General features: G+C 59.1%; 9 protein-coding genes. 2 read left to right on the top strand and 7 right to left on the bottom strand.

The window, feature by feature from the left end; all coding sequences use genetic code 11:
• Positions 1–38: 38 nt before the first annotated feature.
• The 6 genes from UB90_RS10880 to UB90_RS10855 all read right to left on the bottom strand — a co-directional run bounded on the left by UB90_RS10880 (position 39) and on the right by UB90_RS10855 (position 10769).
• On the bottom strand, positions 39–4892 hold the full coding sequence (locus UB90_RS10880; protein WP_065326981.1) for an OmpA family protein: 4854 nt from the start codon (positions 4890–4892) through the stop codon (positions 39–41).
• 19 nt (positions 4893–4911) lie between these two features.
• A complete protein-coding gene (locus UB90_RS10875) occupies positions 4912–6621 on the bottom strand; it encodes a C1 family peptidase (RefSeq protein ID WP_065326980.1) in 1710 nt (569 codons plus the stop codon).
• A gap of 483 nt (positions 6622–7104) precedes the next feature.
• Positions 7105–8601: a tripartite tricarboxylate transporter permease gene (locus UB90_RS10870; RefSeq protein ID WP_065331967.1), complete on the bottom strand. Its 1497-nt coding sequence runs from the start codon at positions 8599–8601 to the stop codon at positions 7105–7107.
• A gap of 13 nt (positions 8602–8614) precedes the next feature.
• On the bottom strand, positions 8615–9052 hold the full coding sequence (locus tag UB90_RS10865) for a tripartite tricarboxylate transporter TctB family protein (protein WP_065326978.1): 438 nt from the start codon (positions 9050–9052) through the stop codon (positions 8615–8617).
• Positions 9049–9996, bottom strand: coding sequence for a tripartite tricarboxylate transporter substrate binding protein (locus tag UB90_RS10860; protein WP_065326977.1), 948 nt, complete (start codon positions 9994–9996; stop codon positions 9049–9051). The genes UB90_RS10865 and UB90_RS10860 overlap by 4 nt, the downstream gene beginning before the upstream one ends.
• Before the next feature lie 44 nt (positions 9997–10040).
• A complete protein-coding gene (locus tag UB90_RS10855) occupies positions 10041–10769 on the bottom strand; it encodes a GntR family transcriptional regulator (protein ID WP_065326976.1) in 729 nt (242 codons plus the stop codon).
• A 92-nt stretch (positions 10770–10861) separates the two neighbouring features.
• Between UB90_RS10855 and UB90_RS10850 the strand changes: the two genes are divergently transcribed.
• A complete protein-coding gene (locus UB90_RS10850; protein ID WP_065326975.1) occupies positions 10862–11638 on the top strand; it encodes an amidohydrolase family protein in 777 nt (258 codons plus the stop codon).
• 20 nt (positions 11639–11658) lie between these two features.
• On the opposite strand, the gene UB90_RS10845 is transcribed toward UB90_RS10850, so the two are convergent.
• The gene (locus UB90_RS10845) at positions 11659–12378 is read right to left on the bottom strand and encodes a helix-turn-helix transcriptional regulator (RefSeq protein WP_065326974.1); all 720 of its coding nucleotides are present in this window, start codon (positions 12376–12378) and stop codon (positions 11659–11661) included.
• A 187-nt stretch (positions 12379–12565) separates the two neighbouring features.
• On the opposite strand from UB90_RS10845, the gene UB90_RS10840 reads away from it, so the two are divergent.
• Positions 12566–13396: an alpha/beta fold hydrolase gene (locus UB90_RS10840; RefSeq protein ID WP_235859294.1), complete on the top strand. Its 831-nt coding sequence runs from the start codon at positions 12566–12568 to the stop codon at positions 13394–13396.
• Positions 13397–13758 lie beyond the last annotated feature (362 nt).

Here is a 13758-nt window from a genome sequence, read left to right as displayed (position 1 = left end):
TCCCCCACCGCAACACCTGCGGCGGGGGAGATTTGGGATCAGTTCGTCGCGATGCTGAGCGGATAATCCACATTGAGCGACAGCGCCGGAATTTGCGGACGCTGCTGGCCCTCGGTCAGTTCCGGCACCCGCGACGAGGTAAAGAGCACCAGTTCCTGCAAGGAGTTAAACCCGTTGCGATCCCCGACGCGGTTGTCGGCAAGCCCGCGCAAGCCCTCCAAAAGCGCCGCCGTGAAGGCCCCGTGACCGCCGCCAAAGCTCTCATCCTCAAAGCTGAGTTCGGAGCCGGACGAGGATGCAAACACCACTGCACCTGTGCCTTTGGTGAGGTTTTGCACCGCATCATCGGCCACCACCCGGTTGCCACCCGCACCAGAATGGCAAATATCAAGAAGCATCAGCGCATTCTGGTTGAGCGGCCGGTTTTCCAGATAATCGCGGAAGCGGTCAACGCTCATGCCGGTATAGGGTTTGGCCAGATCGCCCTCATGGGTCATGAAGTAAAGCTCTTGTTCCTCGTCGACCACGCCATGCCCGGCAAGGAACAGCACAACCACATCGTCATCCGCTGACTGGTCGAGAAACTCGTTCATCTGGATGCGGACATTGCGCTCTGTGGCCTCTGCATCGGTCAGAACCCTGGTCTCGACCCGGTTAAACAGCTTGCCCTCCTGCGACTCCATCAGCTTTGCCAGTTCCGTTGCATCACGGTCGGCAAAGTTCAGGTTCTGGCTGGACCGCTCGTAATCGGAGACCCCAACCCCAAAGAACCACAGCGTCTGGCCGGAGGGTTTTTCATCCGGGGCCTCGCCGCCTTCACGGATAATCTCCAGCGTCTGGGTCTGGATGCGCGCATCGCGCCACACCAATGATGCCTCAATGACGTTGCGCCCCGGATTAAGGTCAAACCGGCGACTGAAACCCACGGTTTCCTGCCCGTCGAAAAACGCCTCTTCCTCAAAGCCGCGTGATTTCAGCACCCGGCGCCCGTTGAGTGTATATTCGATCTCAGGATCGGCCAGATCGGCGTTGTCCTTCAGCACTTCCAACTCCACCACATAGGTTTCGTCTTTGGTGCTGCTGCGTTGGGGCGAAATCAGGCGCACCGCATAGGGCGCTTCAAAAACATCCGCATCCACATCCACGCCATCATCCGGCAATGCTTCCCCACGTGCGATGGCGTCCAGAAGATTGCGGATCAGGCCCGGACGCTCATAGTTCTCGGCCAGCGCCGAGAAGGGCACGTAGTTATCACCCAGCGACCAATAGACATCCTCCGTCCCCTGCAAGGAGGCTGTGTAGCGCCCATCGGGGGTATAGGCGATCCATTCGCCATCCTTGCGGGGCGCAATGGTCAGCGCCTGCTCCATCCGGTTCAAATCAATAAAGATCAGCTCGTTACCGGTGGTGAGACCAATTGCCAGATTGCGCTCTGCGTGGGCCTCCAGATAGCGCAGGTTGTGCGGGAAAGTCAGCTCTTTGCCATCCAGTGCGACGTGATCCCAGAACCATTCCAGCATCCGACCATCCGCAAGCTCGATCTCATAGTTCGGGCTGGGCGTTTCACGCCCGGTGTTTTTGCCATTGCTGGGATCGTGCAGATACCAAGTCCCCTTGCCGCGGAACTTGAGCACATCGCCCCCCTCGGCCCATTCCATCTGGAAATAGCGATCCTCAGCCTGAAACGTCGTTACCTCGCGATTGGCTGGCCCATCATAGATGGTCACGACGCGGCCATCGGTCGCCCCCTGTTTGAACCCGGCCATCCAGGAGGACGTCACCGCCACCATGCCATTGTCCGCAAGTCGCACAAACACGCGTGGATCATAGATGTCATTGAACCGTACAGGTTCGGACACGATGTCGAAGCTCTTTTGCATCACGACATTCAGCGTCGCCTTTTCGATCATATAGATCGTGGATCGCGGCGCCTGAAACGGCCCCTCGCCCTGCGGCACCGTGCCCACCACAATATGCGTGTCGTTTTCGCGCATGCTGTAGGGTTTGCCGTCGATCTGCTTGATCACCTCACTGCGGAAGGTGGTGGTGTCGAACTTCAGCATCTGCCCATCTTCGTCAAAGGTGAACAGAACCGAACCATCCTGATTGAGCGGCCTCCACGTCTGGTAAACCTCCCCCTCGATCCGGTGCACCCTGCGGCCCGTCTTGATGTTCCAAACGCTGGTGCCAGCGCTGTCGCGCGACATCACCAGATCCTGCGAGGGCACCATGGTCAGCCCACGGCCCTTATATGCGGCCCCGTCCTTGCGCTGATCTACGCTCAGATCACGGGTATCAAGATAGACAATCTGGTCATCCATCGCCGTGATGTAATGCCCACCATCCGGTGTGAACCCACCATAGAGGATCTTTTCCGGGTCCCCCTGAAGCTGCGCGGTCACGTTGAGGCTCGGCACCTCCACCAATGCCAGACGGGTGTTATTGGTGAATGTATCGGCGATCATCACCTTGGATTCCGTGGGATGGGCGATCAGCTTAAACGTCATCGCAGGCATCCGCTTGCGTGCAATCTCGCGCCAGTCCGAGGTGGTCCAGACGATCAGCTCATAGCTGTTGTTCATCCCCACCAGATACTTACCGTCAGGCGTATTGGCGAAGCCATGCAGCCAGCCGGTATTGCGCAGCGACCCCACCGGTTGCAGCGATTTGGCGTCCCGCACCACCGCATGCGCGGTACGTGGCGATTTGGTCACGATATGCGCCCCATCCCCCGACCAGACGATCTGCTCGGAGCCGCGAATTGTGCCCATCTTGGTCACACCGCGAAACTTGCGCGTTGCCATGTCATAGACCTTCAGGAAACCGGTACGGTCGCTGTAGGCCACCGCATCCGAGAAGGGCGACCAAGAGATCTCGTCGATCTCGATCGAGTTGGGCAACTGGCTGTGCATCAGCCCGGTACGCATGTCGTAGATATAAAGCAGATTATCTGTGACACCGGTGACCCCCACAAAAGAGGATTTCACCGCGATATAACGCCCATTGGGCGAAATTACCCGCGAGTTGCCACCGATGGGCAGTTGATGAACCCGCAGCATCCGTTCCAGATCCCAGACCTGTGCGGGCGTATTGCCGGTCACCGCATAGCGGCCATCGGGGCTCAGCGTCAGCGAATGTGCATCCAGCCAGCCCGAGGTTGAGATCTGCGGCGCAGAGATATTGCCATAGGGGCGGATTTCGACCCGTCGGTTGGTCTGCTTGCCACGGTCGGTGGCATTGGTCGCCAGCGGTATGCGCGAACCGTAGCCCACGGTTTGCAGGCGCTCCGGCGCAATACCAGCGCTCTCGACAAAATACTGCTCCACCGATTTGGCACGCGCATCGCTCAGCGGCAGATTGACCTTGTCGCTGCCGGTGATGTCGGTGTGACCTTCGATCAGGAACACATAGTTTTCAGCGCCCAGCGCCTTGAGCGCATCTGCCGCCTGCTGCAGCACACCCAGACCCGCCTCGCGGATGTCGGCCTTGCCGGTGGCAAATTCCACCGTCACCCGCAAACTGTCCCCAAAGCGCTGCTCCCAATCCTTGAGAAAGGGATTTTCCGCAAAGAAACGTTCGCGCTGACCCTGCAGGCGCAGCGCGTTGTGAATGCGGTTTTCCCGCCCCGCGATCCAGTTATCCGAAAAACCGCCATACTCTTTGGCGCGTTGCAACAGGCGGTTGGCCTGCTCAAAATCACGCGCATGAACACGGTTGTCGACGTAATCGCCCAGAATATTGCGATAGGCGGTGCCGTTCACCGTCGGCAGGTGTTTTTCAAACACTGGCACCGCGCGATCATAAAGCGCGGCCTCTTTGGCGAACCGGGCATATTGGTTGATCGCATTATCAAGCTCGCCCTGTGTGGGGGCCATCGCGATTGCACGAGCCCCGTAGTCTTCGGCCTTTTGCGGATCGAACTTGAACTCGCTCCACGCCCAGTTCGCTGCGATCAACACATGATAATTGTTCGGAAAATCGCGCAAGCCCTGATTGAGCACCGCAATTGCGCCCTCAAAATCATCATTGCCGATAGAGCCAAAGGCATCATGCGCCGCCTCTGGCGAAGGGTTCATCTCATAGGCCGCGCGGAAAATCGGATGCGCCTCGCGGTGCATCTTGAAATCATCCCACAGGATTTTGCCGATATGGCGCAGCGCCGCGTCATTGCGGTTGTCATTGGCCCAGTCAATTGCTTCGCCAATAGCATTAAACCGCGTATTGCGGTCTGCGCGTTGGGCGCTCAGAATCCGCAACCGATTATCAAGCCACGCCGTCAGAGCGCTAGCGTTGGTGGAGCGATCCAGCGCCTGTTTAAAATAGCGATCCGCCGTGCTGCGGTCGCCCTTGGTGCGCGCCATCACCCCGCGCACATAATCATACACCCAATCCTGCGCCGGACCGGTCGGTGCGTAGCTGTTGAACCACTCGTTTGCGGCGGCCTCACCTTCCCGGTTTTTCAGGTTGAAATAGGCGTATTGTACAAAAAATGCGTGATGCGGCCAGGCTTTGGCCCCTTGCAGATAGAAATCAAACGCCTCGTCGTACCGCTTTTGGCGTTCCAGATTGTAGCCCAGATTGGTAAAGCCAAGACCAAGCGAAGGGTCGCGTTTGATGCCTTCCCTATAAAGCTGCTCAACTTCTTTTAAATCACCGCCGCTTTGATCAAGCACCCAGGCGCGCGCCACATATCCTGCGGGCGTATTGGGGTGTTTTTCGGCAATCCAGCCCCGGATCTGAGAGCGCAGCGCGCCGCTGTCGCGCGACACCGACAGCTCAATCAGATCGCCAAGGTCCTTGCCTTCGCAGTATCGACATTCCAGCGCCTGCGCAGAGGCCCCCCATGCCAGCGATAGAAAACAAATTACTCGAAGTATGGCAGTTCGGATCACGGAACGTCTCCTGCAAGGATCAGTTGAAAGTCAGGCTGAATTGGAAGGTGCGGCGCGCAGTGTTGCCTGCCGCGTCTCGGGTCTCGATGCTGATCGGGTGCGGCCCCGGTCCCTCGGGCAGTTCGATCTCTGCCCGGAATGGCCCGCGCGAGGAATAGCGGCTGCTCAGCGCTCCCTCGACCTTGAGGGATGCAATCTCGCTTTGGTCCTGCGCCATGCCCTCTAGGCGGAACAGGCGGCTTGGCACCGGGATCACCGCGTCATCGCTGTCAAAAGCCTCTGGCGCGGGCTCCGTCAGCACGATGAGCGGCGCGTCGCTGTCGTCCTTGGCCGGGTCTGCCGCGACATGATCGATGCTCAGAACCACCGCCGCCACATCGGCATCACCGCTGTCGGCCTCAAAGCCAATCCCAGAAGCCAGCAGCTCCATTTCATCCTGTGGCACCAGCCGGTTGCCCAAAGCACTGCGCAGCCGTGCAGCCACGCTGCCCGAGGCACGCGCCATCCGCGCGGCCACCGCCTGCGCATCCAGTGGCTCTTGGGTGTACAGAAGCACGTAATAATCGGTGCCAACCGTGTCATTCAGTCGGGTGAAATGCTGCTCTGTCGGCCCCGGCAACAACAGGGTGGTGCCGCTATGCGTATAAGGCGTCACCCGATCTCCGCGCGGAAACAGGGTCACATAGTCACCACTTGCATCGCCCCCGATCACATAAAGCGCACCGTTGAACTGGCTGGAGGCCTCTACCCGGAAACGTGTCCCCGAAGGCAGAGGCTGGCGCAGCCGATAGCCGTCAGTCGTGCGCGTCACATCCAGCGCGTCGCCCGAAATATGCAGCACCCGCGCGCTGCCGCCCATGTCCACCACCCGAGGCGGCGGTGGCGGATCAGGTGGCAGCACCTCATAGCCTTCATAAACAAAGGCGTTGAAATCTTCATAGGAGATCCAGAAAAAACCGCGATTGCCCCAACCGCTGCTCCATGAGTTTACCACCTCAAACGCACCGCCCCCGCGCGTGTCATCATAGCCGATCACGGTCATCGCATGGGCGCCCAGCGTGTTGCTGCGCAGTTCATTCCACTCGGTCGAGGACGGCTGCCATGTGCCGCTGCCGCTATGGCGCATAAAGCCCTCGCCCACACCCATCACGATCACCACCGGGTTGCCATTGGCCAAGGCCCGACGAGTGGCGACGTGTTTGTTGCGCCCCGAACCGCCCCACAGGCGGGAATATCCCTTGATGCGAAAGGCGCTCGCCTTGTCGCGCACGCTGGAGGAGGGCTGCGCCGTGCAGGAATATTCATCGTAGGGAAAATCGCTCAGCAGCGACACGCCCTGACGCTGCATCAATGTCAGCGCCTCCGCCACATAAGAGCCATTACAGCCCGGCTGGTGGATTTGGTTGAACACATAGGCAGGCGACAGCACCATATTGCGCAGGCGCGACGAGCTGTCGACCTCCATATCCTTGGCCGACAACAGCGTTCGGGCGGCATAAGCCGTGGCCCAGCCAACGCAACTGCCCTGCTGCCCCTGATCGCCAACCGGAGGCACGAACCGCTTTAGCGACATCTCGGACGGGGCGCTGAGATAGTCACCGCGCGCTAAGGGGGCCGATTTGGGCACCGCGCCATAGGCTTCGGGATCGGCCACAGCGCCCAGACTATAGGTTTGAGCTTGCGCCGCAGACAGCCCGAGCGACACCACAAATACGGCGGCCTGAGCCATGCTCTGAATAGGTCGGGTCGTGCTAAAAGAAATCAAAGACGTGCCTTTCAAACCAAGCAATGCGCGCTCCCAGTCATCGGAGCGGTCACTGCCTCAGCGTTCCGTATAAGCTGCACAAGAGCTCTAGCCCGGCTTTGCTGAAGCAATATGACGGTAGCTTTGCTGCCTGTGCTGGCGGCAAAGCCTGCAAGCGTCAGGCGCGTATCCTTTCGAAAATGACCATGTTTTGTCCCCCATTGTAATTTTTAGTCTCGGTCCCGAATACATATCCTTACGTCGATGTTTTCTCAGGTCAAGAATTTGCGCGCGCCTACGCTTAGGGAAATTTCTTGATGGTGAATTTATGGCCGCGGTTCGCGGGATCTGGGGCGCGACAGTCTGCGTTGGCCTGTTGGGTCCGCCAAACGCCACACATCGCCCACGCCACGGCGGCAGGCGATGTGTGTGGTATTCCACCAAACAGAGACGTGGCTCAGGCCGGAATCATTGCGCCTGAGGGCGACGACGCGCTTTCAGGCCCTTTAAGATCGGCCATAGCACCAGCCCGAGGGTCGCCAGCGCAATCACCGCCGACAATGGCCGCGTGAACAGCTCGGTCGGGTCGCCTCGGCTGATGAGCAATGCACGCCGCACGCTCTGTTCGGCCATCGGGCCAAGGATCAGACCCAGCACAATCGGGGCCAAGGGCACGTTGATTTTCTCAAGTATGTAGCCAGCAGCACCGGCTGCAAACATCACCCACAGGTCGATCACCCGCCCGTTGATCACATAGACCCCAACGGCCATCAAAACGAGGATCATTGGCACCAAAAGCACCCCCGGCAAGCGCTGAACCTGCGCAAAAATCCGAGTGGCAGCCGCACCACCAACCGCAAGGATCAGCAGCGATGTCAGCAACATCTGCACCATAAACCCGCCGACGAGTCCGGGGTTTTGATGAAACAATTGCGGGCCGGGTTGCAGGCCATGGATCAACAGCGCCCCAAGCACCAAGGCGGCGATCACATTGCCCGGAATGCCCAAGGTCAGCGCCGGAATCATGGACGCTGCATTGTCAGAGTTATTGCCACATTCCGCCGCCGCAACGCCCTGCGGATTGCCTGTGCCAAAGCTCTCTGGCTGATCACTGGCACTCTTGGCCGCATTATAGCTGAGGAACGCCGCGATGTTGCCACCGGCCCCAGGCAGGATACCAACGCCAATCCCAATGAGCGACGAACGCAGCCACGTCGGCACCAGCCCCCGGACTTCGCTCCATGGGACTTTTACAGCTTCCAGCTTCAGATCACTTGCAGAAAGCCCTTTGATATCTGAGGCTTCTGCCAATGAGATCACCGGCGGCAGCGCATAAAGCCCGACAAGGATCACGATCAGATCCAGCCCGCTCAGCAGCCACACCTCGCCAAAGGTGAAACGCGCAACACCCGACAGCTGATCCAGCCCAACCGTGCCCAGCAACAAACCAAGCGCCGCTGCCATCAGCCCTTTGACCGCATCACTGCCCACCATGACGCCGATCGACGCCATGCCAAACATCGCGATCCAGAAATATTCTGCGGGACCAAAATACAAGGTGGCGCGGGCAAGGATCGGGCCGATGGTCATCAGCGCAATTGCCGAGGCCACACCGCCAATCGCAGACGACCAGCATGCAATCTTGAGCGCCCGTGCCGCCTCGCCCTTCTGGGCCATTGGATAGCCGTCAAATGTCGTGGCAATTGCGGCAGGTGTGCCGGGGATGCGCAGCAGGATCGCGGGGATCGCTCCGCCATACATCGACCCGTTGTAGATGCCTGCGACCATGCCCAGCGCCACCAATGGCTCCATCGAGTAGGTGAGCGGCAGCAACAGCGCGATGGCCATCACTGGATTAAGCCCGGGAAGCGCGCCGATAAACACGCCAAGGATCGAGGCTCCGATCATTGCGACAATGGGGCCCGCCGCAAAAACACCCCCTAGGATTTCCGAAATCAAACCCATGGTTTGTAGCTCCTCAGTAGCTCAGCCAAACCGGCGCAGGCAGCGGTTTTTCAAGCACGACAGAAAACACCAGCCAGACAATCCCGATAAAAACACCCGTGCTCACCAGACTGTAGAGAGGCCGCCGAAAGCCGAGACACAGCGGCACCACCACCACCACCAGCGCCGAGGCCAGATAAAACCCAAGCACCGGCACCAAGACGAGATAGAGCGCTGCCAGCCCAAGCGTGAGGGCCGCGCGGGGCGCGTTTTCGACCAATGCACGCGGGCCGTCTGCCCCTCGCAGAACAGCGCGGATTGCAACCAACGCCCCCAAGCCCGCAACCACACATCCCAAGGCCGTCGGGTAAATCCCCGACGCCCCCGGATAATCCGCAGCCATCAAGGCTGCGGTGCTGCCGACGGCGGCAAAGACGCCACCAAGCAGGATGTCCTGCCGCCGCTCGGTCACTGGCTCAGCCCCAGCGCTTTGGCCACTTTAGCGAGCGCGTCATACTCACCTTGCACCCGTGCAGTCAGCGCCGCGCCCGTTACGACATTTGGAATTTCACCTTTGGTGGCAAGAAACTCTACATATGCGGGGTCATTTACGGTCTTCTCCAGTGCCGCCGACAGGGTCGCCACCACATCCGCATCCATGCCTGCAGGCCCCAAAACCATCCGCCACAGCAATGTTTCCTCATCTCCCAGCCCGAGGCTTTCCAACCCCGCCGCCTGAGGCAGCGCCTTCACCGGTGCAGCAGAGGTGACGAGCAGACATTTGGCCTCGCCGGTCTCGGTGTAGGGCAAGACCGGTGAGATTGACCCGCCGTAGATATCGACATGTCCCCCCAGAAAATTCTGCAAGGTCTCCCCTGCGCCGCCAAAGGGGATCGCAACCGCCTCGATCCCCCGGCTTTGGAAAATCCGCTCCGCCGCGAGTTGCATCGTGCCGCCGATACCATCGTTCCCGTAGGTATATTTCCCCGGATTGGCGGCAAGCTCCTCCAAGAACGCCTCCCCCGTGTCCGCCGGAAAATCCGGATTGACGCAAAGCGTATATGCCGTCTCAGACGTCGAAGCGATGGGGGTGAAACTGTCGGGCTGATAGGCGGTCTGCTGCACCTGCGGCACCGTCGTGATCGGACTGTTCCAAGTCGCCAGCAGCGAATAGCCGGTGGGCTTTTGCAACATGAACTGTGTCACACCGACAGAACCGCCCCCGCCTGCCACATTCAAAATTGCAATCGAAGTACCCAGCTCTTCTTCAAGAAGCGTGGCCAATTTGCGCGCGCTGGTGTCCGTGCCTCCTCCGGCAGGTGCCGGAATGGTCACTTCGATCGCGCGCTCGGGGTATTCGGCAAACGCGGGCGTCGCCAGCGCAAGCACGGCGGCCGTGATGGCAAGATGTTTCATAAAAGTGTCCTCCCTCAGGTGTGATGTCAGGTATTTGGCAGCTCTCAGCCGATGCGGCTGCGGTATCGGAAACTGTCGGCGCGCCCGCGGGCAATGCGCCACTCAATGGGCTCGCCCGCCACGGTAAAGGCCGTGCGCTCAATCACGGCCACCGGGTCGCCTTGCTCCAGCCCAAGGCGCTTTGCCGTGACGCCGTCCGCCGCGCCAAAGCGCACCTCATCCTCGGCGCGGTTCACAAACACGCCGTAACGGTCGAGATAGACAGGATAAAGCAGCGGCCCCACTTCGCTGTCGGGGAGCGTTTCAAACCCGGCAAAGCTGGCATAGGGAATATAAAGCTCCTCCGAGAGGAAAGGTTGCTCAGACAGGTACCGCAGACGCTCGATGCGAATGACGTCACCGGTGCCCAACGCCTGCGCCACATGATCGGGCGCGGTGATGCGTACGCGCGAAATCAGACGGCTGGTCGGAATGGAGGCTTCGGAGTTGGCCTCACGCGCTTGAAAAAAGCGAAAGAGCGTCGCGTCAAATGCGGGTTTGCGCAAGAACGTGCCCGTCCCCTGACGGCGCTCCAACAAACCTTCGTCCACCAATTGTTGCACGGCTTTTCGGACAGTCCCAACCGACAGCCCGTGGTCCCGCGCCAAGGCGTTATCAGACGGAAGAGGCTCTTCTGCCGACCATTCGCTGGCAGCAATCCGGCTGGCCAATTCATCGCGCAACCGCAGATACGCTGGCAGCCGATCATCAAAGCGAGACTGTGCCTGAACCATGATTCCTCCTCTTCACTGACGCGAAAATGGAGGATTTGACTGCATCAGTCAACTAGTTCTATATAGAACCGAATAACCAAAGGACTCTGCCGGTGATACATTTCGATTGCCACGCCCATGTCTATGACCAGATCGTCGCCCAAGGCGCGGTGCGCTATCTGCCCACGCGCCCTGCCCCGCTTGCAGATTGGCGCGCGCTTCAGGATTCTCATGGTCTGTCTGGCGGTGTCATTGTGCAGGTCAGTTTCCTTGGCACCGACAACAGTCAGATGTTGGCGGCTTTGCAAAATCTGCCCACCGGGCGCTTTGCCGGGGTTGCCGTCATCGACATTGACACTCCAGACGCAGAAATCGCGCGGCTCTGCGCTGCTGGGGTGCGCGCCATTCGCTGGAATCTTGTGGCCGGGGCGACAATCCCGGATCTGACCTCCTCTGCCGTACAATCGCTGATGCGGACCCTCGCGCGCCACGACATGCACCTCGAACTGCAACTGGAAAGCAAACGCCTCGCGCCGCTATTGCCGCAATTGGCAGATCTGCCGCTGCCTGTGGTGATCGACCATCTCGGCCTGCCCGAAACCACCGCAGCGCAGGAACCATGGTTAAATGCGTTGGATGCGCTACCGGAGAGAGAGAATTTTTACGTCAAAATTTCAGCGCCTTACCGGGGCTCAGCACAGGGTCTAGACCATATCGATCGCCTGCTGGGCCTGCTGGCAGCGGATCGCTTCGTCTGGGGCAGCGACTGGCCGCACACCCGCCATGAAAGCCACGCCACATATGCAGGCCTGCTGGATGATCTCAAAAACCGCATCGATGATCGCGCAGCGGTGCGCCGCCTCTACCAATTGCGCCTCGATCACGCGTGAGGTCCTATTCCACTACTCCGTCACGCAGAGGCTGGCTGTAGCGGCCGCACATCGCTCTTGAACGGGACATGTCGGCGGCGAAAAGACGTGCCTTCAACGCATTCCGGTGCGCTGATGCGGTCCATGCGGAAATGCCTGAAATCCTGTCGCGCGGGATCCCACGCCACGAGGTACCAGACCGGGGGCAAGATCAGCATCGCCTGCGGCTCAACATCGCGCTGCGTGACCACACCTTTGGCGTCACAATAGGAAAACTGCAGGCGCAACTGTTTCAGGAACGCAGGCTCAAATGCCGCTAGCAAGTCCGCATCCATCTCTCCCAGATCAGAAATATCGACCTGCGGCGCAAGCTGCCCGACATAAAGGCAATCCAGAAATCTGCGCAAATCGCGCAGTTTTTCCGGAGGCAGCGCTTTTTCAATCTTCGCCAACCCCTGATCTGCAAGGTCAGAGAACGGCAACCCGCCAGCCGCGCGCATTGATGCAACGCTGATCAGCAGCGCAAAAACCTCCGCCACAGATAGCCGCGTGGTGGTTTGGACCGATTGCGGATCAAGTTGTAACCCGCCCCCGCGCCCCGGCTCGGAATGGATCACAAACCCCTCATCCCGCAGGCTGTTTAGGTCGCGCAAAATCGTACGCCGAGACGCGCCGACCTCCTGTGCAAGGTCAGCAACGGTGGTTGCACCAGTGCGGCGCAGGTATCGCACAATCGCATCTTGTCGAAGACGTGTGTTCATTTCCGCGGCGCCTCTTAATGGTGCCAGGTTTTGGCATCATTAAGATCTACGCCCCTTCTGAGCTTAACAACAAGAGGCAAGCGACATGTTTCATCACCCTGATTTTCCCAGTCCCAAGCTGATCTGCGTCAATGGCGTGACACTCGAAGTTTTTGAGGCCGGTCACAAAACCGCCGGGCCGCCCATAGTGCTGTGCCACGGCTGGCCGGAGCATGCGTTTTCATGGCGCGCGCAAATTCCCAAACTTGCTGCTGCGGGCTATCACGTCATCGTCCCCAATCAACGCGGCTATGGCAATTCGTCAAACCCAAGCGATGTATCCGCCTTTGATATCACACAGTTGACGGGTGATCTTGCCTGTTTGCTTGATCACTTCGGCTATCGGGACGCAATTTTTGTCGGGCATGACTGGGGCGCAAATGTGGTCTGGAGCATGGCGCTCCTTCATCCAACCCGCGTTAGAAAAATCATCAATCTGGCGCTTCCCTATCAGCCTCGCACGCCAAAACCCTGGATCGAGTTTATGGAAGAGGTCATGGGAAGCGACAATTACTTCGTGCATTTCAACCGACATCCCGGCGTCGCCGACGCCGTACTTGACGCAAATACCGGCCGTTTCCTGCGCAATTTGTTTCGCAAGCATCTGCCGCGCGTGCCGCCTGAGCCGGGAATGCTGATGCTTAACCTCGCGCACTCAAAGAGGCCATATGGGGAGCCTCTTATGCGCGAGAGTGAACTCGCAGTCTTCATCGACTCCTTTCAGAAAACCGGCTTCACCGGCAGTATCAACTGGTACAGGAACCTGGATCAAAACTGGCATACTTTAGCGGATGTGGATCCGGTCATCCGCCATCCTGCTCTGATGATTTACGGCGAGCAGGATAGTATTCCACGCGCGCAAAACCTCAGCGATCTGGTGCCAAATGTGGAGGTCATCAGTCTCGATTGCGGCCATTGGATACAGCAAGAAAAGCCGAAAGAGACCACCGAGGCCATCCTGAACTGGCTGCGCGACTAACCGCATCTATGGTCTCAGCGACACTGGATTAGGGTCATTAAACCAGTCCAGACCTACACGCAGAGCCCCAATCGTCAGCGCTCAGCAAAGCGCTGGCGAAATTTCCAATGGATGCGGCATGGCTTCGGGCCAGAAACCACACTCAACAATGCATGCCTTACCCACATAAAAGGCCTTCTGGATTGGAGTTTGGTTATCAGACCCCTAAAAACTCCAACCCTTCAGGGTGCGATCCGACGATGCACTCGCTATATTCGCCGCCACAGCAATAGGCCGACCTGGTGCGAACTGGTCTACGTCCCCGTTGCCTTGACGTCATCGAAGTCGGACCAGTCTGTCACCCTTGGCGTTTCAGCTTCGAC

It is taken from the genome of Tritonibacter mobilis (assembly GCF_001681715.1).
Classification (GTDB): Bacteria; Pseudomonadota; Alphaproteobacteria; order Rhodobacterales; family Rhodobacteraceae; genus Epibacterium; species Epibacterium mobile.
This window is presented reverse-complemented; position numbering and strand designations above follow the sequence as displayed.